The sequence below is a fragment of the Bacillus sp. JJ675 genome (assembly GCF_036963165.1).
In the GTDB taxonomy this organism is placed as follows: domain Bacteria; phylum Bacillota; class Bacilli; order Bacillales; family Bacillaceae; genus Bacillus; species Bacillus glycinifermentans.
Genome location: NZ_JBALMR010000028.1, coordinates 26,281 through 44,788, shown reverse-complemented (window position 1 = coordinate 44,788; position 18,508 = coordinate 26,281). Strand labels below are relative to the sequence as shown.

At 46.6% G+C, this 18,508-nt stretch carries 16 protein-coding genes and 7 tRNA genes; 15 read left to right on the top strand and 8 right to left on the bottom strand.

Annotated elements, in window-relative coordinates; translation table 11 throughout:
- Positions 1–60: 60 nt before the first annotated feature.
- Together V7126_RS08110 and V7126_RS08105 are read left to right on the top strand one after the other, a co-directional pair.
- Positions 61–135 (top strand) — tRNA-Asn (locus V7126_RS08110).
- Between the two features lie 2 nt (positions 136–137).
- Positions 138–210 (top strand) — tRNA-Thr (locus V7126_RS08105).
- A gap of 187 nt (positions 211–397) precedes the next feature.
- On the opposite strand, the gene V7126_RS08100 is transcribed toward V7126_RS08105, so the two are convergent.
- Positions 398–1,570 carry a serine hydrolase domain-containing protein gene (locus V7126_RS08100; protein ID WP_175075376.1) on the bottom strand — a complete coding sequence of 391 codons (1,173 nt, stop codon included), beginning with the start codon at positions 1,568–1,570 and terminating at the stop codon, positions 398–400.
- 158 nt (positions 1,571–1,728) lie between these two features.
- Between V7126_RS08100 and V7126_RS08095 the strand changes: the two genes are divergently transcribed.
- Positions 1,729–2,019, top strand: coding sequence for a WYL domain-containing protein (locus V7126_RS08095; RefSeq protein ID WP_231947413.1), 291 nt, complete (start codon positions 1,729–1,731; stop codon positions 2,017–2,019).
- A gap of 40 nt (positions 2,020–2,059) precedes the next feature.
- Positions 2,060–3,037: a bile acid:sodium symporter family protein gene (locus V7126_RS08090; protein WP_046132952.1), complete on the top strand. Its 978-nt coding sequence runs from the start codon at positions 2,060–2,062 to the stop codon at positions 3,035–3,037.
- Between the two features lie 71 nt (positions 3,038–3,108).
- On the opposite strand, the gene V7126_RS08085 is transcribed toward V7126_RS08090, so the two are convergent.
- The 7 genes from V7126_RS08085 to V7126_RS08055 form a co-directional block, all read right to left on the bottom strand.
- Positions 3,109–4,338 carry an exo-beta-N-acetylmuramidase NamZ family protein gene (locus V7126_RS08085; protein WP_046132951.1) on the bottom strand — a complete coding sequence of 410 codons (1,230 nt, stop codon included), beginning with the start codon at positions 4,336–4,338 and terminating at the stop codon, positions 3,109–3,111.
- Positions 4,335–6,269, bottom strand: a complete 1,935-nt coding sequence (locus V7126_RS08080) for a glycoside hydrolase family 3 protein (protein ID WP_335497513.1) — start codon at positions 6,267–6,269, stop codon at positions 4,335–4,337. The genes V7126_RS08085 and V7126_RS08080 overlap by 4 nt, the downstream gene beginning before the upstream one ends.
- 18 nt (positions 6,270–6,287) lie before the next feature.
- Positions 6,288–7,640: a penicillin binding protein PBP4B gene (gene pbp4b, locus V7126_RS08075; RefSeq protein WP_046132949.1), complete on the bottom strand. Its 1,353-nt coding sequence runs from the start codon at positions 7,638–7,640 to the stop codon at positions 6,288–6,290.
- 50 nt (positions 7,641–7,690) lie between these two features.
- Complete coding sequence (locus V7126_RS08070) at positions 7,691–9,058, bottom strand: PTS transporter subunit EIIC (protein WP_046132948.1); 1,368 nt, start codon at positions 9,056–9,058, stop codon at positions 7,691–7,693.
- A gap of 20 nt (positions 9,059–9,078) precedes the next feature.
- On the bottom strand, positions 9,079–9,936 hold the full coding sequence (locus V7126_RS08065) for a MurR/RpiR family transcriptional regulator (protein WP_335497512.1): 858 nt from the start codon (positions 9,934–9,936) through the stop codon (positions 9,079–9,081).
- Positions 9,937–9,951: 15 nt separating this feature from the next.
- Entirely contained in the window at positions 9,952–10,869 is a 918-nt protein-coding gene (gene murQ / locus V7126_RS08060; RefSeq protein ID WP_046132946.1) for an N-acetylmuramic acid 6-phosphate etherase, read from the bottom strand.
- 170 nt (positions 10,870–11,039) lie between these two features.
- Positions 11,040–11,492, bottom strand: a complete 453-nt coding sequence (locus V7126_RS08055) for a DUF523 domain-containing protein (RefSeq protein WP_335497511.1) — start codon at positions 11,490–11,492, stop codon at positions 11,040–11,042.
- Between the two features lie 184 nt (positions 11,493–11,676).
- Between V7126_RS08055 and V7126_RS08050 the strand changes: the two genes are divergently transcribed.
- The 11 genes from V7126_RS08050 (at position 11,677) to glmM (ending at position 18,343) form a co-directional block, all read left to right on the top strand.
- Positions 11,677–11,751 (top strand) — tRNA-Glu (locus V7126_RS08050).
- A 103-nt stretch (positions 11,752–11,854) separates the two neighbouring features.
- Positions 11,855–11,930, top strand: a tRNA-Val gene (locus V7126_RS08045).
- 54 nt (positions 11,931–11,984) lie between these two features.
- Positions 11,985–12,057, top strand: a tRNA-Thr gene (locus V7126_RS08040).
- A 7-nt stretch (positions 12,058–12,064) separates the two neighbouring features.
- Positions 12,065–12,149: transfer RNA gene (locus tag V7126_RS08035), tRNA-Tyr, on the top strand.
- Between the two features lie 4 nt (positions 12,150–12,153).
- Positions 12,154–12,225, top strand: a tRNA-Gln gene (locus tag V7126_RS08030).
- Between the two features lie 125 nt (positions 12,226–12,350).
- Positions 12,351–13,262, top strand: coding sequence for an arginase (rocF, locus tag V7126_RS08025; protein WP_046132944.1), 912 nt, complete (start codon positions 12,351–12,353; stop codon positions 13,260–13,262).
- A gap of 220 nt (positions 13,263–13,482) precedes the next feature.
- Positions 13,483–14,046 (top strand): RNA polymerase sigma factor SigW, encoded by a 564-nt coding sequence (sigW, locus tag V7126_RS08020; protein WP_046132943.1) that lies wholly within the window; start codon positions 13,483–13,485, stop codon positions 14,044–14,046.
- A 13-nt stretch (positions 14,047–14,059) separates the two neighbouring features.
- The gene (gene rsiW, locus V7126_RS08015) at positions 14,060–14,692 is read left to right on the top strand and encodes an anti-sigma-W factor RsiW (RefSeq protein WP_046132942.1); all 633 of its coding nucleotides are present in this window, start codon (positions 14,060–14,062) and stop codon (positions 14,690–14,692) included.
- Between the two features lie 153 nt (positions 14,693–14,845).
- Positions 14,846–15,667, top strand: a complete 822-nt coding sequence (cdaA, locus tag V7126_RS08010) for a diadenylate cyclase CdaA (RefSeq protein ID WP_046132941.1) — start codon at positions 14,846–14,848, stop codon at positions 15,665–15,667.
- On the top strand, positions 15,660–16,976 hold the full coding sequence (locus V7126_RS08005; protein WP_175075368.1) for a CdaR family protein: 1,317 nt from the start codon (positions 15,660–15,662) through the stop codon (positions 16,974–16,976). The genes cdaA and V7126_RS08005 overlap by 8 nt, the downstream gene beginning before the upstream one ends.
- A gap of 20 nt (positions 16,977–16,996) precedes the next feature.
- A complete protein-coding gene (gene glmM / locus V7126_RS08000) occupies positions 16,997–18,343 on the top strand; it encodes a phosphoglucosamine mutase (protein WP_046132939.1) in 1,347 nt (448 codons plus the stop codon).
- Positions 18,344–18,508: the final 165 nt, after the last annotated feature.

Below are 18,508 nucleotides of genomic sequence, written 5' to 3'. Positions count from 1 at the left end.
AGGACGCCGCCAAGCTGTTTATTTATATCTTTACCTTGCATGAAATGAAGCTTATTTTATTCCGCAGTAGCTCAGTGGTAGAGCAATCGGCTGTTAACCGATCGGTCGTAGGTTCGAATCCTACCTGCGGAGCCAATGCTTCCATAGCTCAGCAGGTAGAGCACTTCCATGGTAAGGAAGAGGTCAGCGGTTCGAGCCCGCTTGGAAGCTTAAGTAGATATCTTGATATGACAAGGTTTCTCCAATTAAGGGGAAAGCTTTTTTTGTTTATAACGGTATTTTTAAAGCAGGCATAATGCCTGCTTATTTTTGTTTTATGACGGTTACTTAAAAGACACTTTCACCTCTTTCTTAAACAAACGTTTGTTTAAACAGAGTGAAAGTGTCTCCTGCTTTATCATTCGGATGCATTCAAAATAGAGAAAATCCGGTTATTAACGACGCCGAATGATTTAATGTTGTTTTGTATATTTGAAAAGAGAATGACATATTTGCTCCCTGTTTTGCTAAAGCTGTTTAAAATGTTGTAACCAGGCATTACGCCGTGGTTTGAGTAGCTTCCGGGAGAAATATAAAAACCCATGCCGTATGTTGCCTGATTGGGCGTAAACATTTTTGTAAAACTTTGATCAGAAATGATTTTTCTTTCAAAGAGCGCTTTATCGAATAAATACATATCGTATGCTGTCATATAGATATCCCCTGCTCCGTACAGCTGTGATAAATCGGGCATATCGGGAGTATACAGCTTTTTAAAAGCATTCAGCTTATAGCCTGTTGACGGTTGGGGTTGCTTTGCAAACGTTTTGTAAAACCCTGCGTGTTTCATGCCCGCAGGTTTAAAGATATGGTTTGTAACATATGCATTTAAAGATTCACCGCTCAGCTTCGTTACGATGTATGCCAGTACGGAATAGTTGGAGTCTTTGTAATCCCATTTTCCAGGAGCATTTTTAATTCCTTGAGCTTCGATATCTTTTAAAAGATTGTCCGGTGAAATATAACTGCTGCCTTCGTTGTGTCCTTTAATCCCCGATGTATGAGTGAGGAGATTGTAAAGGGTAATATTCGTGCCGTTTGGAAAATCCGGAATATATGTAGAAACCGGATCGTTTACTGACAGCAGGCCTCTTTCTTCAAGCTGGAGAATGGAAGCGGCGATGATCGCTTTTTGTGATGAACCGACATAATAAACGGTTTCGGGTGTATTCGGCACTTTTTTCTTGCGGTTTGCATAGGAGTAGCCTTTGTTTGTGACGATTTTTCCTTCGTTTACAATCAATGCCGTCCCGCTGAAACCAATATTTTTTAAATAATCATCCAGTTGTTTATTCTCGTTTTTCGTGACGATTTCGCTTTGTGTTTTTTCTTTTTTCACTTTCGGCTCTTTTTTCTTTTCCGGCTTTATTTGTTTCTCGGTTGCTTGCGACTGTTTTTCATAATGATCGCTTGGCATCTTCGGAAAAGCGATGTAAATGATTGCGCAAACAAGGATCGCAGCGAATAAAAGCCTTTTATTCCGCCGTTTTTTTCTTTTATATACTCTTGTGCTTTTGTGTGTTCTGGACATGGCTGGGCTCCTTCTAATAAATGTCACGTATTTACTGACGCATCATCCCCTTAAAAAGTTTCTTCCAATAATAAATGATTTCATACATTGTTTATTTTTTCTACTTGAAAAAGAACGTGTGTTCGTATAGAATGATGGTATGCGAAAGGAGCGAGAGGATGAAAAAGCTGCTGAATCGTGCTATGGCAGAGGGTTTTCCCGTTGAGATCATTTACATGAAAGAACATGAGTTTTCTAAGCGGACGATATTAGTCAATGACATCAAAAATGGGTATGTTAAAGCGTTTTGTTTTCAGAAACGACAGGTCAGACTGTTTAAGGTCGATTCGATTTTGGCAGTTTTCCCTATTAAAAAAAGAATGCATGCAGCTGATCACGCTTTAAATAGGCTTTCCCCGGACACCCACTTCTTTTTACCTTCCTGTTTTGACATCCGTCTTTTGCTATAATGAACGTATGATCATTTAAAGAGAGCGGGCGTTTGCATCTATGCTTCAGACAATCAATAAAACACTTGGGAAAATAATGCCTTTGCTGACGCCTGCAAGCGTCGTTTGCGGGGTATTGCTTTCAGAACAATTACATGGATTTGCTGCATTTGTGCCGTGGATTTTTGCTTTTATGACCTTTGCCGGAAGCTTGAGCGCCAACTTTCAGTCGCTGAAAGCTGCGGTGGTTCACCCGTTGCCGATGCTGCTGGCTTTATTTGTTCTACATTTGTTTATGCCGGTATTGGCATGGGGGACTGGACATATTGTATTCAACGGGGATTCGTTGACGATTACGGGACTCATTCTTGGTGTTGTGATCCCCACCGGCATCACTAGCATGATTTGGGCTGCCATGTATAAAGGAAATATCGGATTAACCCTTTCGGTCATTTTGATTGATACAATTCTTTCGCCTTTTGTCGTACCATTTAGTCTGTCCATTCTGGCAGGAGCTCAGGTCGAAATGGATATAGCGGGGATGATGAAGGGGCTGTTTGGGATGGTTGTCATCCCTTCTCTGTTAGGCATGCTGGTCAACCAGTTTGCTGCACCAGACAGAACGGCGCGTTTGAGCGCGAATTGCGCTCCGTTCTCAAAAATGGGATTAGCCGTTGTGGTGGCGATCAACAGCTCAGTTGTCGCTCCTTATTTAAGAACGGTCGATTTAAGGTTTGTTACGATAGCCGTGACGGTGTTTTTAGTGGCTTTTACCGGTTATATGACGGCTTGGCTGCTGGGCAGAATGCTGAAGCGGCCTCACGAAGAAATCGTTGCTTTAATCTTTACGGGAGGAATGCGAAATATTAGCGCAGGGGCCGTTTTGGCAACCAGCTTTTTTCCGGCACAGGTAGCGGTGCCCGTTGTGATCGGCATGCTGTTTCAGCAAATTCTGGCTGCGTTGTTTGGGCACTTGCTGGCCAAAAGCGAATTGAAAAGGGCGTATCAGTTGGATAATAAAACAAGCCTGCCTTCTTAAAAGGCAGGGCATTGTTCGAATCAAATTTGTCATGTAGTACGTATGGAGGTTTAAACCAGCGTCTGCTTTTCTTAATATAACAGGTATTTCTTTCTAATGTTCATAAACCGCTTCTGTTCACCTTCATATCTTTTGACGATGTCTTCTGCTGAAGCTCCTTTTTCAATCATTGTTTTGACCCAGCCGTTGCCGATCAGGAGATTGAAGTTGTTGGAAGAAAGAAATTGAAAGCCATCCGGATATAGGTCATGGATCGTTTTGATGATGAATATCCCGGTTTTCACCGGCTGAAAAGCGGACCGGTTTGTCACATAGATCTCCACACCGTGGCACAATTTGTTTTGGTGTTTTGAAAAGGTCGGTGTAAATGAAGCCGCTCTGAATCGGACGCCGGACAGTTTCAAGCTGTTTAATTTCTCGACGAGCTCCGTACTTTTGATGTAAGGGGCGCCGATTAACTCAAACGGTTTCGTCGTTCCCCTTCCTTCTGAAATATTTGTTCCTTCAATTAAGCCCATGCCGGGATAGGCTGTGGCAGTATCAACTGTCGGCATGTTTGGCGAAGGAAGGACGAAAGGAAGCCCGGTATCTTCAAAAGACATTCGCCGTTTCCAGCCTTTCATTTTGACGACGGTCAGGTCGGCGCCGATGTTAAATTCCTCATTAAACAGCTGCGCGAGTTCCCCTGCCGTCATGCCGTGTATTAACGGAATGGGGTATCTTCCGACAAAAGATGAAAAGTTTGGATCAAGAACAGGTCCTTCCACTTTTATTCCTCCCAGCGGGTTCGGCCGGTCCAAAACGATAAACGGAATGTCGTTTTCTTTTGCAGCTTCCATGGCATATGCCATTGTATAAATGTACGTATAGAAACGGGTCCCGACATCTTGGATATCGAACAGGAGAACGTCAACATTCTTCAGCATCTCAGGAGTCGGTTTCTTCGTATTGCCGTAAAGGCTGTAAACGGGAAGGCCGGTTTTTTCATCGATATACGAGTCGACTTTGTCCCCTGCCTGAGCATCGCCACGCACGCCGTGTTCCGGTCCGAAAAGCGCAGTGAGCTCAATGTCCGGATCTTGATGGAGCAAATCGATGCTGCTGTTCAGTTTGGCGTCCACCCCTGTTGGATTTGTGATCAAACCGACTTTTTTTCCTTTTAACATGTTTTTCTTATTCATCAGTACTTCTATTCCTGGAGAGACCTTTGCTTTCTTTTCATTTTTAGGGTTGGCAGATGCTGCCGTCAATGTACTGAGAACAATGACTCCTGCGAGCAGCCAGGATGCTTTTTTCATCATTGCAATCCCTCCGATTTCAACGGTTTGCCGTTTTTGATGTTCAATCCATAGCCATATTCGTAAAGGATGTTTCCCGGCTGCGTTACGGAAGGGATATCAACGGGCAAGGTTCCTTTAGGCTTCGCTTTTCCAAAAATGACTTCTATGCCCGCCGGAATGTTTGGCTGCCTGAAACGTCCGTTTGTGTAGCCTTTAAATCCGTATACCGCAATGACTGCTTTTGCTTCTTCAAAATTCGCTGTATCGTATGGATTGCGGAGACTCATTAAGGCAAACTTTTTCTGTTTAGCCTGGGGATACAGCATAGCAGCCCGCGGAAAAGCGGTGGCCCATTTGCTTGAGTCTTGAATGGCATCGTCGATCACTCCGTCGTTTACAACCGGATCGTTTTTGACCACATATGAGCCGGTAACGATATAGTCAGCCTCATCGATCAGCTTTTGAACATCCTGATTAAAAACCTTCTCAGCAAATTGATATTCCTTCACGACCGCCGTTTTCTTTATTCTTCTGACCGTTTTGGACATCGCTTTTGTTTGATCTTCGTATGGTGCCAGGATAAGGATGGTGTCCCCTTTTTTCGCTTTAAACGGGAGTGTGCGGTCATCGTTTTTTAAGACGGTTACGCCTTCTTTCGCCATTTTCATTTCTGCTTTGGCATGTTTGTGGTTTCCTACCGTTTTTAAGGCGTGCTTTATTTTTTTCTGTAATGATCCAGAAGAGTTACCGTCAAGAATGCCGCGCTTGCTCTTTAAAGAAAGGATCCGTTCTATCGACCGGTTAATTTGTTCAATGGGGATATTTCCCTGGCGGACTGCTTTCAGAAGGGCTTCATATACGTTTGCCAGGTTTTTCTCTGTTTCCAGTGACGTCACTTCTGCAGGCATAAGTGCAATGTCAACGCCTGCTTTCACAGCCATGACGACGGCTTCCTCGCGGCCGAAGTTGTCGGAGATGGCTTTCATGTTTAAAGCGTCTGTCACTGCGACACCGTCAAATCCGAGGTCTTTTCGCAGAAGGTCTGTCATCACTTTTTTGGACAGTGTCGCCGGAACCATGATATCCTGTCCGTCCTTTTTGCTTTTATATGTCGTGTCATCGAATGCCGGGAACTGGACGTGGGCCGTCATGATCATATCGATGCCTGCATCGATCCCTTGTTTAAATGGATAAAGTTCAACGCGTTTGAGCCGTTCTTGATCATGCGGTACAAGCGGGAGGCCGTAATGGCTGTCAACCGCCGTATCTCCGTGGCCGGGAAAATGCTTCGCTGTAGCAGCGATGTTTTCTTTTTGAAGCCCTTTCATGGCCTGAATGCCGAGCCCCGCCGCGAGTTCCGGTTTGGAGCTGTAGGAGCGGACGCCGATCACAGGGTTGTCGGGATTGTTGTTGACGTCAAGCACAGGACTGAAATTAACGTTGATTCCTAATGCGGCTAATTCTTTTCCGATGATATTTCCTGACCGGTAAGCATTTTTCGCGTTTTTAGAAGCGCCGATGGCCATATTGCCCGGCAGGTTTGTTCCCGATTCAAGTCTTGTGACGATGCCGCCTTCCTGATCAATCGTGATAAAGAGCGGAATGCCGCGGCTTGCTTTTTGCAGACCGTCGGTTAAACGAACTGTTTGCTCCGTGCCTGTGACATTTTCGGCGAAAAGAATCACGCCGCCGAGATGATACTTTTGGATGATGCCTGCTATTTCATCGTTCATTTCCGTCAATCCCTTGGCGCTTGAATCCTCTTTCTTCTTCCAATTTCTAAAATCCGGCATAAGCATTTGCCCGATTTTTTCTTCAAGCGTCATACTGCTGACGATCTGTTTGACGCTATGTCCGGAATGTTGTTTCGCCTCGGCTGTACGCGTATCGGGATGTATAGCTTGAGATGCCAGCAACACGGCGATCAGTGCATATCGAAACAATCCTTTCATACTGCTTGCCCCTCCTATTTATGATTTTAGCGCTTCGTAAACAGCGGTTATTACGCTGCCGTATTTTCCGGTTGAAAATAGATCACCTTCGAACTGATTCGGATTTTCCGCGGGATTGATGACGGGAGAATGTTTTTTATTGGTCAATAAAACGATGCCGAGCCGATATTCCAGGTCGATGACGGTAATCGTTCCGGTCCAGCCTGTGTGTCCGTAAGCTCTGCTGCTTGCATGCTTTCCGAACATCCACTCCATGTCGGCGCTGCCGTTAAGCCGCCACCCTAATCCGTATGTGGCATCCATGTTTGACGGCTTCGTAAACTGAGAAATGATAGCACGGTCAAAAAACTTTTGAGAGCCGTAGCCTCCTCCGTTCAGCATGACCTGAAGCAGCACCGCCATATCCTCGGTTGTTGAAAACAGTCCGGCGTGTCCTGAAATGCCTTCCATCGAGTAAAACGCTTTTTCATCGTGAACCTCACCTTGCAGCGTGTAGCTTCTGATATTAGGAAACGAAATCGTGCCGTCCCGCGTGTTTCCCATTAACTCCGTGGCTGCAAACTGTGAAGGCTTGAAGCCCTTTTGCAGCGGGTTAAACAATGTATGGCGCAGGCCGAGAGGACGGTAAAACCGATTTTCAATATATGAATCAAGGCGCTGGCCCGTTATCTTTTCAATGATCAGGCCAAGCAGCATGTAGTCGATATCACTGTAGACTTGTTTTGTACCCGGTTTATATGCCAAAGGGGTTTTTGAAAGAAATTCCAACGTTTTTGCCCTTGTCTGGGAGTAAAGCTTTCCGGCCGTTTTTGGATCGTAATAGTTCCAGCTTGCCGGGAATCCTGCCGTATGATGCAGCAAATCGATGACGCGAAGTGCATCTTTTCCTTTAATAGCGTCTTCGGGAGCATCTTTGAATTCGGGAATATAGCGGGAGACTTTTGAGTTCAGGTCGAGCTCACCCCGGCTCGCCAAATGCTGCAAAGCAAAGTTGACGGCATACATTTTCGTGTTGGAAGCAAGGTCAAACATCGTAGCGGTTTTCATTTTTCCCGGATGTTTCAAAGGAGTGAGTCCGCTGTATTTTTGCTTGTATCCGTATGCTTTTTGTTTCACGATCTTTCCGTCTTTGATGACAATGAGGGAGGCGCCGGGGAATCCGGCTGCAACGTCTTCTTCGATGAGCCTGTCAACTCGTTTTAGTTTTTCTGAAGAAAAACCGGCATCTTCCGGGTTTTTTGCTTTTTGTAAAACAGGGTATCTCTGGTTGTACCTGTCATTTGCAGCAGCAGCTTGTGCAGATGATGGGTGCGGATAAAGGAATGGAAGAAAGAGAAACGCTGCAACAGCGCAGATGATGAGTTTTTTCATGCCGCCAATCCCTCCTTAAAAACGGTTTAGTGGAAATTTTAAACAAACGTTTAATCAAATTCAACCGCCATATCGTCGTTAAACCCGAATGCGTACGTAAAGAAAAGGCCGGCAGCATATGAGATGAATAAACCGATGATGTATAAGATGATTTGATGGGTATGAACCAGAAATGAAAGAGGGAGTCCTGATACGCCTATCGATACGGTTGCGATTTTAAAATAAGCTTGAAATGCTCCACCGACTCCGGCTCCTAGGCAAGCGGTTAAAAACGGGCGCCCGAGAGGAAGGGTTACTCCGAAAATCAGCGGTTCGCCGATGCCGAGCAATCCTGACGGAAGTCCGCCGGCAACCGCTCTTTTCAGTTTCGCTTTTTTCGTTTTTAAGTAGATCGCAAAAGCGGCCCCTACTTGGCCTGCACCGCCCATTGCCAAAATCGGCAGGAGCGGATCGTCGCCGATCGAATTGATCAATTCCATGTGAACAGGCGTCAGGCCTTGATGCAGTCCGGTAACGACAAGCGGCAGAAAGGTTGCGCCCAATATAAATCCGGCGAATATGCCGCCTATATTTAATATGGCTAAAAGTCCCGAAGTAATCGCATCAGAAATAAAGCCGCCGACCGGCATGAAAATAACGTAAGTGACGATTCCTGTGAGCAGAAGGGAGACGGTAGGTGTGACAATGATATCGAGTGAATGGGGAATTAAACGCCTGACTCGCTTTTCGATAAAGGCGATGAAAATGGCGGCGAATAGAACGCCGATCAATCCGCCCCGGCCAGGGAGAAGCGCTGCGCCGAAAAGGTTGATATCAGCGGCGGCCGGATTGATGATCAAAATACCGGCCAAGCCGCCGAGTGCCGGGGAGCCGCCGAACTCTTTCGCCGCGTTCACGCCGACAAGGATGCCCAAATACGCAAATAAACCGGAGCCGATGACGGTTAAGATGATGGCCGGCTGGGATTTTTCGGCGAGCCACCCTGCCTGGATCACGGCTTTGGTGATGCCCGTGATCAGACCCGATGCCACTAATGCGGGAATAAGCGGGATAAAAATGCTTGCGATCCGCCGTAAAAACAGTTTAAAGGGTGTGGCGTTTTTCTTTGAAACTGCGGTTTTGTTTTTGGCTGCTGCTTCCTTTACGTTAAAGTGATCCGCTTTTTTGAGCAGCTCCCCGAATTCATCTGATACATGCTGAACAACGCCTGTACCGAGTATGATTTGCAGTGTTTCGGCTTCGACGACGCCGATGACTCCTTCAAGCGCTTTAATTGAATCGATGTCTGCTTTTTCTTTATCAACTGGCGTGATCCGCAGACGCGTCATGCAATGGGTATAGTCCGCGACATTCGCCGCTCCTCCCGCAAGTTCCAGAATGCGCTTTGCCAAGCCGGCATGTTTCTTTTGTTCGCTCATTGACAATTCCCCCTTTGTTGTTAAGATCTGTTTGCTCCCATTGTTTGAATGGCCGCTTTTGACTGATCAATATATTGAATCGTTTCTTCATAACGCTTTGCGGCCATACCTAAAAACAAAATGTCAATCATATAAAGCTGGGCTAAACGAGAGGAGGTTGCAGCACTTCGAAACGGCGCTTCATTCGAACATGACGTATACAGAGCAACATCGCAAATTGAAGAAACGGCTGACTGTCCGAAGCGGGTTAAACCGATCGTTTTCACGCCGCGTTCTTTTGCCAGCTTCAGCACATCGATGATCTCACGGGTTTCGCCGGAATGTGAAATGGCGAATACAATGTCATGTTTGTCAGCATTGGCGATTAATGATGCGATAAGGTGCATGTCTGTAAATGCGGTAGCCCCTTTTTTAATTCGTAAAAATTTTTGCTGGGCATCCTGTGCGACAATCCCTGAGGCGCCGATGCCGCAAAAGTGGACCGTCCCCGCTGTGATCAGCATTTGAATCGCTTTTTGGAGTTCGAGTTGGTCAATATTGTCCAATGTGTCGCGGATCACCTGAATGGAATTGCTCGCTGTTTTTTGAGCGATTGAATACAGAGGTTCCTGCGGTTCTATATCCCGGTAGCCTTGATCTGCAGATCTCATTAAATCACCGGCGATTCGCAGCTTTAAATCCTGGTATCCTTTTAGCCCGAGCGATTTGCAGAGCCGGATCGCTGCGGCTCCGCTCGTATTTGCGGCTCCGCTGATTTCCTGGATGGTGCTGTTGACGATTTCCTGCGGATTTTCCAAAATATATTCGGCCAGTTTCCGTTCAGACTGCGGAAGCTTGTGAAGCATCGTGCGGATCATGTCTAATCCTCCTGCGGCCATGGCTTTCTCCTTCCTTCACGCGTTTTTTTCGTTTGCCGCTAGTGCTTTTTCGATATTGCCTTCCGCTTGCTTCAGCAGCTTCTCCGCTGCAGCGGCATCCGTATTTGTTTTGATCATGATGATAGCCGTTTTTACGCGGTTACCGGCCGCTTGCAGCGCTTTTTCAGCCGTTTGCAGTTCAGCTCCTGTAACGGTTTGAATAATGCGGATCGCCCGCTGTTTTAATTTCTCATTGCTTACGTTCACATCGACCATCAAGTTTTCATAAACTTTTCCCAATCGAATCATAGATGTTGTCGAGATCATGTTCAGAATCATTTTATGCGCGGTTGCCGCCTTCATTCGAGTCGATCCCGCGATAACCTCGGGACCGACGATCACTTCAATGCTGTGTTCGGCCGCTTGGCTGATTGCCGATTGCTTGTTACAGGTTAAGGAAATCGTTTTTGCACCGATTTTTCCGGCGTATTTCAGAGCGCCGTATACATAAGGGGTTCGCCCGCTGGCGGCAATGCCGATGACGGTATCCTTGTTTGACAGATGGATGGATTTTAAGTCTTGTGCTCCGAGCTCTTCACGATCCTCGGCACCTTCGACGGCTTCGAATAATGCTTTTTGGCCTCCTGCGATAAGCCCTCTGACAGTATTGGGAGAAATGCTGAATGTCGGCGGGCATTCCGCTGCATCGAGTACGCCGAGCCGTCCGCTTGTGCCCGCACCAATGTAGATGATTCGTCCCCCTTTCTGCAATGACCCGACTGCATAATCGACTGCGGTTTTTACATCCGGCAATACCGCTTCAACCGCTTCAGCCACCTTTTTGTCCTCTTCATTCATGATTTTTAAAATGTCCAATGTGTCCGCCTGATGGATGTGCTTTGCATTTTCATTGCGGCGCTCGGTCGTTAAGGAGCTGAGATTGCTGTTTTTCATCCGGAATCCTCCTGATCAAAAATGGCATATATATTTCTTAATTTTCAGTATATTTTTAATGGAATTTTATTTCAACATAAAATTGGAAATTATGAAATTTTATTTTAAAACGGTTCTAAAGATTGATGCTGAAGAATAAAATAAAGCGCAGTCAAAGACTGCACTTCGGTTTATAGTTCATCCAATTGGTGCTCAGAAATGACGCGAAAGCCTTCCCTTTTAAGAAGAGCCGCTGTAATGCCGTTTCCGGCAATCTTTTGGCCGGAGAAGCTTCCATTATATATGTTGCTGCTTCCGCAGGATGGACTGTTTTCTTTTAAAACGACGGTGTCCGCCTGAATCTCTCTTGCGATCTCAAGCGTTTTGTAAGCTCCTTTTATATAAAGGTCCGTAACGTTTTCGCCCGATTTAGTCAGAATGACGGCATTCCCGTTTAAAACGTTTTCACCTGTTCCGCCGTTTATTTCCGCAGGCTCCCTTGGCGTTTGAAAACCTCCGAGCAATTCGGGACAGACGATTATTGCTTTTTGTTCTTCAACGAGTTGATTGATTTTATCAATATAGCTGTGCCTCCCGTCATATCGGCATTCAACGCCTGCCAAACAAGAGCTGACCAATATCATGTACGTGTACCCCTTTTCTGTATTCAGATACTAACAGTGTAATCAAAATCGGCGTTTATTTGTAAAAAACTTCAGCGAAAAATTTGAAAATAAAAATTTTAAATTACCCCTTTACAAATATGCAGCAACCTGTATATAATAACTTTTGTCAGCTTTACGAGAGCTGCCGGAAACAATCGGTTTTGGCCCGTTGGTCAAGTGGTTAAGACACCGCCCTTTCACGGCGGTAACACGGGTTCGAATCCCGTACGGGTCACCATTATTTTTTAGAAGCAGAAGGGGCATACCGGAGCTTTTAAAGGAAGGCATGCTAAGAGCGCAACGTCCTGTTGCAACGCATGCACTAGTACGTCCTGTACGTCGGAGGATTAGCTCAGCTGGGAGAGCATCTGCCTTACAAGCAGAGGGTCGGCGGTTCGATCCCGTCATCCTCCACCATTTTTTGCAGAGCGGTGTCAAACGCACTTGCTTTTGCATAAGGTATTGATATATGCCGGTCTAGCTCAATTGGTAGAGCAACTGACTTGTAATCAGTAGGTTGGGGGTTCAAGTCCTCTGGCCGGCACTGTTCTGGAGGGGTAGCGAAGTGGCTAAACGCGGCGGACTGTAAATCCGCTCCCTCAGGGTTCGGCGGTTCGAATCCGTCCCCCTCCACCATTTTTGGGCTATAGCCAAGCGGTAAGGCAACGGACTTTGACTCCGTCATGCGCTGGTTCGAATCCAGCTAGCCCAGTTTTTGGACATCCTGTTTGGATGTCCTTTTTATTTTGCCTTTTTTGTATAACTATTCAAAAAAATGTCTTGTTGAGTCAATTTTCAATCAGGCGGTACAATGAAGATCTGAAAGGGGGAAATGTGATGTTAAAAAAGATTTCGATGATCGGCGTGCCGATGGATTTAGGCCAATTAAGACGGGGAGTTGACATGGGGCCGAGTGCGATTCGCTGTGCCGGCGTCAATGAACGTTTGGAAAGCCTTTCTCGGGATATCGAAGATTTGGGGGATATCACAATCGGCCAGAGGGAGGATGAAAGGGAAGGCGGGGAATCCGCATCAGAAGAATTGCGTAATTTGAAAGCGATTACAAATGCGAGTTTAAAGCTCGCTCAAACGGTTGATAAAATCGTTGCCTCAGGTTCGTTTCCGCTCGTTCTCGGCGGGGATCACAGCATCGCGATCGGAACGCTTGCCGGACTTGCAAGGCATTATCATCATTTGGGTGTGATCTGGTATGACGCTCATGCTGATGTCAATACAAAGGAAACGTCTCCTTCAGGCAACATTCATGGAATGCCGCTTGCGATCAGCATGGGGATCGGGCATGAACGGCTGACCGGCATTTATGGGGATGGTGCCAAGGTCAAGCCGGAGAACATCGTCATCATTGGAGCGAGATCGCTTGATGATGGGGAGAAGAAACTGATTCGAGAACAAGGAATCAAGGTCTATACGATGCATGAAATCGATCGCCTCGGCATGACGAGGGTTATGGAGGAAACGATTGAATATTTGCGGGAACGGACGGACGGCGTCCATCTGTCGCTTGATCTGGATGCCCTTGACCCGAATGATGCGCCTGGCGTGGGGACGCCCGTTGCAGGAGGGATCAGCTACAGGGAAAGTCATTTGGCCATGGAAATGCTGGAGGAATCCAATTTAGTAACGTCTGCCGAGTTTGTTGAGGTGAATCCGATATTGGATGAGAAAAACAGGACGGCTGAGACGGCTGTTGCGTTAATGGGTTCATTGTTCGGAGAAAAATTGCTGTAGGAGCGGCGGCCGGATCGGCCGCTGATCGTTTCATCATAAATCTCAATTTCGAAATATTTATGATGTATAATAATTTTAAGCTAATATTAAGGGCCTGAGGCCCCTGAAACCATCAACACTCTGCCAATTTTTTGTTAAACTATTTTTATGAATTTCAGTGAAACCATTCAAACATCAACTCGTATACATAAAGACCGGTGAAGGCAGAGGTTAGATAAATATGGAAACAATGATAAAAAAAAGAATCAAACAGGTGAAAAAAGGCGATCGTAATGCATTCGCGGATATCGTGGATATTTACAAGGACAAAATTTATCAGCTTTGCTACCGTATGCTTGGCAATGCGCATGAGGCGGAAGATATTGCGCAGGAAGCATTTATCAGAGCATACGTGAATATCGACAGTTTTGATATTAACCGGAAATTTTCCACGTGGCTTTATCGAATCGCAACCAATTTGACCATCGATCGTATCCGTAAAAAAAAGCCGGACTATTACTTGGATGCAGAGGTGGCAGGGACAGAAGGGCTTACAATGTATTCACAGGTTGCAGCAGACGTTGCGCTTCCAGAGGATGAAGTTCTTTCCTTGGAACTGCATAGTACCATTCAGGAAAAAATCTTAAGGCTTCCCGAAAAATACAGGACGGTCATCGTATTAAAGTACATTGACGAGCTCTCGCTAAATGAGATCAGCGAAATCTTAAACATCCCCGTAGGCACCGTGAAAACGAGAATACACAGGGGGAGAGAGGCTCTCAGAAAACAATTAAGGGATCTTTAAGTGGGGTGATGAAATGAGCTGTCCGGAGCACATTGTTCAGCTTATGCACAAATATCTTGATGGAGACATTCTTCCGGAAGAGGAGACGGAGCTTAAAAGTCATTTGCAGTCATGCGAAGGATGCAAAAAACGCCTTCGCGAAATGGAAAAGTCGATTGCACTTGTGCAGAGCACGTCACATCTTGCGGCTCCGGAAAACTTTACGGCCAATGTGCTGGCTAATCTGCCTAAGGAAAAGCGGGCGGTTTCCATTAACAGATGGCTGAAAGCTCATCCGTTTATCGTGGCGGCGGCGTTGTTTATCATTCTAATGGGCGGCAGCCTTTTCTCAAGCTGGAAAAATGATCATGATTTCAGCGTGTCCAACCAGCCTAATCTGGTCGTGAAAAACAACACCGTCACCGTGCCTGAAGGCAAAGTCGTCAAAGGCGATGTTACCGTTAAAAACGGCAAGCTGATTATCAAGGGCAAGATCGATGGCGATGTAACGATCATAAACGGGGAAAAATATACAGCTTCAGCCGGACAGGTCACCGGTCAGATCCACGAAATCAACGAGGCGTTTGATTGGATCTGGTATCAAATCAAATCAGCCGGAAAAGCGGTTTTCGGCGCCGATGATTCAAAAGACAAAGAGCAAAGCTGACTTTAATGGCTTTGCTCTTTTCTTATGCAGGGGCCGCCATTTCACTTGGGAAATAAAAGTGTGGTATAATACCCTCTGTATATAAAATGATAAACAATCGATATTGAAAACAAATTAACTTTACTAATGACTGAATTCTTGGAGGACGAGGAAATGGCTTTTGAGGATATCCCTTTCTTGCAGTACCTCGGCGATGCCGTTGATATTCTCCTTGTTTGGTACGTAATATATAAACTAATGATGGTCATCCGCGGAACGAAGGCGGTTCAGCTTTTAAAGGGAATCGTAGTCATTGTTCTTGTCCGGGTGGCCAGCCAGTATTTGGGGTTAAGCACGCTGCAGTGGCTGGTTGACCAGGCGATCACGTGGGGGTTCCTGGCGATCATCATCATTTTCCAGCCTGAACTGAGGAGAGCGCTCGAACAGCTTGGCCGCGGCCGTTTTTTTTCCAGGAGCGGGAATCCTGAAGAAGAGGAGCAGAAGAGAACGATCGAAGCGATTACAAAAGCGATCAAATATATGGCAAAACGGCGGATTGGCGCACTGTTAACCATTGAACGGGAAACCGGAATGGGCGATTACATAGAAACGGGGATTCCTTTAAACGCAAAGGTCAGCTCTGAGCTATTGATCAACATCTTTATTCCGAATACACCGCTTCACGACGGCGCCGTGATCATGAAAAACAGCGAGGTCGCCGCAGCTGCCTGTTATCTTCCGCTGTCTGAAAGCCCGTTTATTTCGAAAGAGCTTGGCACGAGGCACAGAGCGGCGGTCGGGATCAGCGAAGTAACCGACAGTCTTACGATCGTTGTATCCGAGGAAACCGGCGGCATCAGCGTCGCCAAAAACGGAGACCTTCACCGTGACTTAACGGAAGAAGCATTAAAAGAAATGCTTGAAGCGGAGTTCAAAAAAAATTCGCGGGAAACTTCCTCAACTCGCTGGTATTGGAGGGGGAAGAAAAATGGATAAATTCTTAAACAATCCCTGGGCCGTCAAACTAGTCGCGTTATTGTTCGCGTTTCTGCTTTACTTTGCGGTCCACAGCGCACAAGCGCCGACCCCGAAGAAACCGGGCGAATCATTCTTTCCTACCGCCACGACTGATGAAGCAACCCTTACCGATATACCGGTAAAAGCATATTATGATGATGAAAATTACGTCGTCACAGGCGTGCCGCAAACCGTGAACGTCACGATCAAAGGACCGACGGGAACTGTTAAGAAAGTAAGGCAAGTGAAGGATTTTGAAATCTATGCCGATATGCAGAATCTGAAAACCGGCAGACATAAAGTGGAATTGAAGGCGAGAAATGTCGCCGAAGGACTGAGCGTTTCGATCAATCCTTCGGCGGCAACCGTAACGATCGAAGAAAAGACGACGAAAGAATTTCCGGTCGAAGCCGATTTCTACAATAAAAATAAAATGAAGGACGGCTACTCGCCGGAGCAGCCGATCGTCAATCCGAAAAACGTCAGCGTCACCGGGGCGAAAGCCGTGATCGACAGAATCGCGAGCATAAAGGCGACGATCAATTTGGAAGGCGTGGATCAGACGGTTGAAAAGGAAGCTAAGCTGACGGTTTATGACACGGACGGAAACGTTCTTCCGGTCGAAGTCGCTCCGTCCGTCGTCAAAATCACCGTTCCGGTGACGAGTCCGAGCAAAAAGGTGCCGATCAAGCTTGAGCGAAAAGGAAGCCTTCCTGACGGCATCAGCATTTCCAGCCTGGATATGAGCCCTGGGGAAGCGACCGTCTACGGACCGCAAAATGTCCTTGATTCGTTAGAATTTGTCGACGGTACTGAAATCGATTTAAGTAAAATTAAAGATGACACTCAAATAGAGGCCGATATTCCGGTGCCGGAAGGGGCCAAAAAAGTGTCGCCTGAAAAAGTGACCATCAAAGTGAAAGTTGACAAAGCAGAAGAGAAAAAACTGAAGAACGTTTCAATCAAAACCGTCGGGCTGAGCGACAGTCAGGATCTTGAGTTTCTTGACCCGAAAACCGGCAAGCTGGATATTACGGCAAAGGGTTCAGATGCCGCGATATCAAAGCTTCAGCCGTCAGACATCGAGCTCTATCTGAATGCTGCCGATTTGAGCGACGGCGACCATAACGTCAAACTTGAAGTAAACGGACCGCAGAATATCACATGGTGGCTGCCGCAGAAAAGTGTTAAAGTTAGAATTTCTTCTAAAACATCTAAAAATGAAAATGACAAAGGTCAGGATGAAAAAGAACAGGATCATTCTGAAACAGATTCACAACCTTCATGAATCAAAAAGGAGCGATATGAATGGGCAAGTATTTTGGAACAGACGGTGTGAGAGGTGTGGCAAACAGTGAACTTACACCAGAGCTGGCCTTTAAAGTCGGACGTTTTGGCGGTTATGTCCTCACAAAAGATAAAGAACGTCCCAAAGTGCTGATCGGCCGTGACACGCGTATTTCCGGACATATGCTGGAAGGGGCTCTTGTCGCCGGTCTCCTCTCGATCGGAGCCGAAGTCATGCGCCTCGGCGTTATTTCAACGCCCGGCGTAGCTTACTTGACGAAAGCAATGGATGCTGAAGCCGGAGTGATGATTTCGGCTTCGCACAATCCCGTCCAGGACAACGGAATCAAGTTTTTCGGCGGCGACGGCTTTAAGCTTTCCGATGAACAGGAGCTTGAAATCGAGCGTCTCATGGATCTGCCGGAAGACAACCTGCCAAGGCCTGTCGGAGCAGATCTTGGGATGGTGAACGACTATTTTGAAGGCGGACAAAAGTATTTGCAATTTCTCAAGCAGACCGCTGACGAGGATTTCACAGGCATTCATATCGCGCTCGACTGCGCGCACGGGGCGACGTCTTCGCTGGCCACGCACCTGTTTGCCGATCTTGATGCCGATGTTTCTACGATGGGCACGTCTCCGAACGGCTTAAATATTAATGACGGCGTCGGTTCGACCCATCCAGAAGCACTTGCCGCATTTGTAAAAGAAAAAGGCGCTGACGTCGGCATGGCGTTTGACGGCGACGGCGACCGCTTAATCGCTGTAGATGAAAAAGGGAATGTTGTCGACGGCGACCAAATCATGTACATATGCGCGAAGTACTTGAAGAGGGAGGGCCGTTTGGCGGAAAATACGGTTGTTTCCACCGTCATGAGCAACCTCGGCTTCTACAAAGCGCTTGAAGCGGAAGGCGTGAAAAGCGTTCAGACTGCAGTCGGCGACCGCTATGTCGTCGAAGCCATGAAAAACGGCGGCTATAATCTAGGCGGTGAACAGTCCGGGCATCTGATCTTCCTTGACTACAATACAACCGGAGACGGACTGCTTTCGGCGATCATGCTGATGAATACGATCAAAATGACGGGCAAGCCGCTGTCAGAGCTTGCCGCTGAAATGCAGAAGTTTCCGCAGCTTTTGGTCAATGTCAAAGTAACAGATAAACATAAAGTGACCGAAAACGAAAAAGTCAAAGCGGTTATTGAAGAGGTCGAAAAGGAAATGAACGGCGACGGCCGCATCCTTGTGCGCCCTTCAGGTACGGAGCCGCTCGTCCGCGTCATGGCGGAAGCAAGAACAAAGGAACTTTGCGAAGACTATGTCGGCCGCATCGTTGACGTCGTAAAGGCGGAAATGGGAGCGGAGTAATTTTCCGCAAAGGACCATGAACAGGACATGCTGATTTAACATAAGATAAAGTGAACCGTCTTTACTTCTTGAAATAAATGTGAATCATGTTAGAAATCGTTTGACGGTTCTTTTTACCTGTAGTAAAATCAGCTTGTCTTGTTTTATTCAAAAGGAAAGGCAGGG

Bases quoted from the DNA above. Each gene is read 5' to 3' on its own strand.
- V7126_RS08100 (WP_175075376.1), bottom strand. From the start codon at position 1,570: ATGTCCAGAACACACAAAAGCACAAGAGTATATAAAAGAAAAAAACGG.
- V7126_RS08095 (WP_231947413.1), top strand. From the start codon at position 1,729: ATGAAAAAGCTGCTGAATCGTGCTATGGCAGAGGGTTTTCCCGTTGAG.
- V7126_RS08090 (WP_046132952.1), top strand. From the start codon at position 2,060: ATGCTTCAGACAATCAATAAAACACTTGGGAAAATAATGCCTTTGCTG.
- V7126_RS08085 (WP_046132951.1), bottom strand. From the start codon at position 4,338: ATGATGAAAAAAGCATCCTGGCTGCTCGCAGGAGTCATTGTTCTCAGT.
- V7126_RS08080 (WP_335497513.1), bottom strand. From the start codon at position 6,269: ATGAAAGGATTGTTTCGATATGCACTGATCGCCGTGTTGCTGGCATCT.
- pbp4b (WP_046132949.1), bottom strand. From the start codon at position 7,640: ATGAAAAAACTCATCATCTGCGCTGTTGCAGCGTTTCTCTTTCTTCCA.
- V7126_RS08070 (WP_046132948.1), bottom strand. From the start codon at position 9,058: ATGAGCGAACAAAAGAAACATGCCGGCTTGGCAAAGCGCATTCTGGAA.
- V7126_RS08065 (WP_335497512.1), bottom strand. From the start codon at position 9,936: ATGGCCGCAGGAGGATTAGACATGATCCGCACGATGCTTCACAAGCTT.
- murQ (WP_046132946.1), bottom strand. From the start codon at position 10,869: ATGAAAAACAGCAATCTCAGCTCCTTAACGACCGAGCGCCGCAATGAA.
- V7126_RS08055 (WP_335497511.1), bottom strand. From the start codon at position 11,492: ATGATATTGGTCAGCTCTTGTTTGGCAGGCGTTGAATGCCGATATGAC.
- rocF (WP_046132944.1), top strand. From the start codon at position 12,351: ATGTTAAAAAAGATTTCGATGATCGGCGTGCCGATGGATTTAGGCCAA.
- sigW (WP_046132943.1), top strand. From the start codon at position 13,483: ATGGAAACAATGATAAAAAAAAGAATCAAACAGGTGAAAAAAGGCGAT.
- rsiW (WP_046132942.1), top strand. From the start codon at position 14,060: ATGAGCTGTCCGGAGCACATTGTTCAGCTTATGCACAAATATCTTGAT.
- cdaA (WP_046132941.1), top strand. From the start codon at position 14,846: ATGGCTTTTGAGGATATCCCTTTCTTGCAGTACCTCGGCGATGCCGTT.
- V7126_RS08005 (WP_175075368.1), top strand. From the start codon at position 15,660: ATGGATAAATTCTTAAACAATCCCTGGGCCGTCAAACTAGTCGCGTTA.
- glmM (WP_046132939.1), top strand. From the start codon at position 16,997: ATGGGCAAGTATTTTGGAACAGACGGTGTGAGAGGTGTGGCAAACAGT.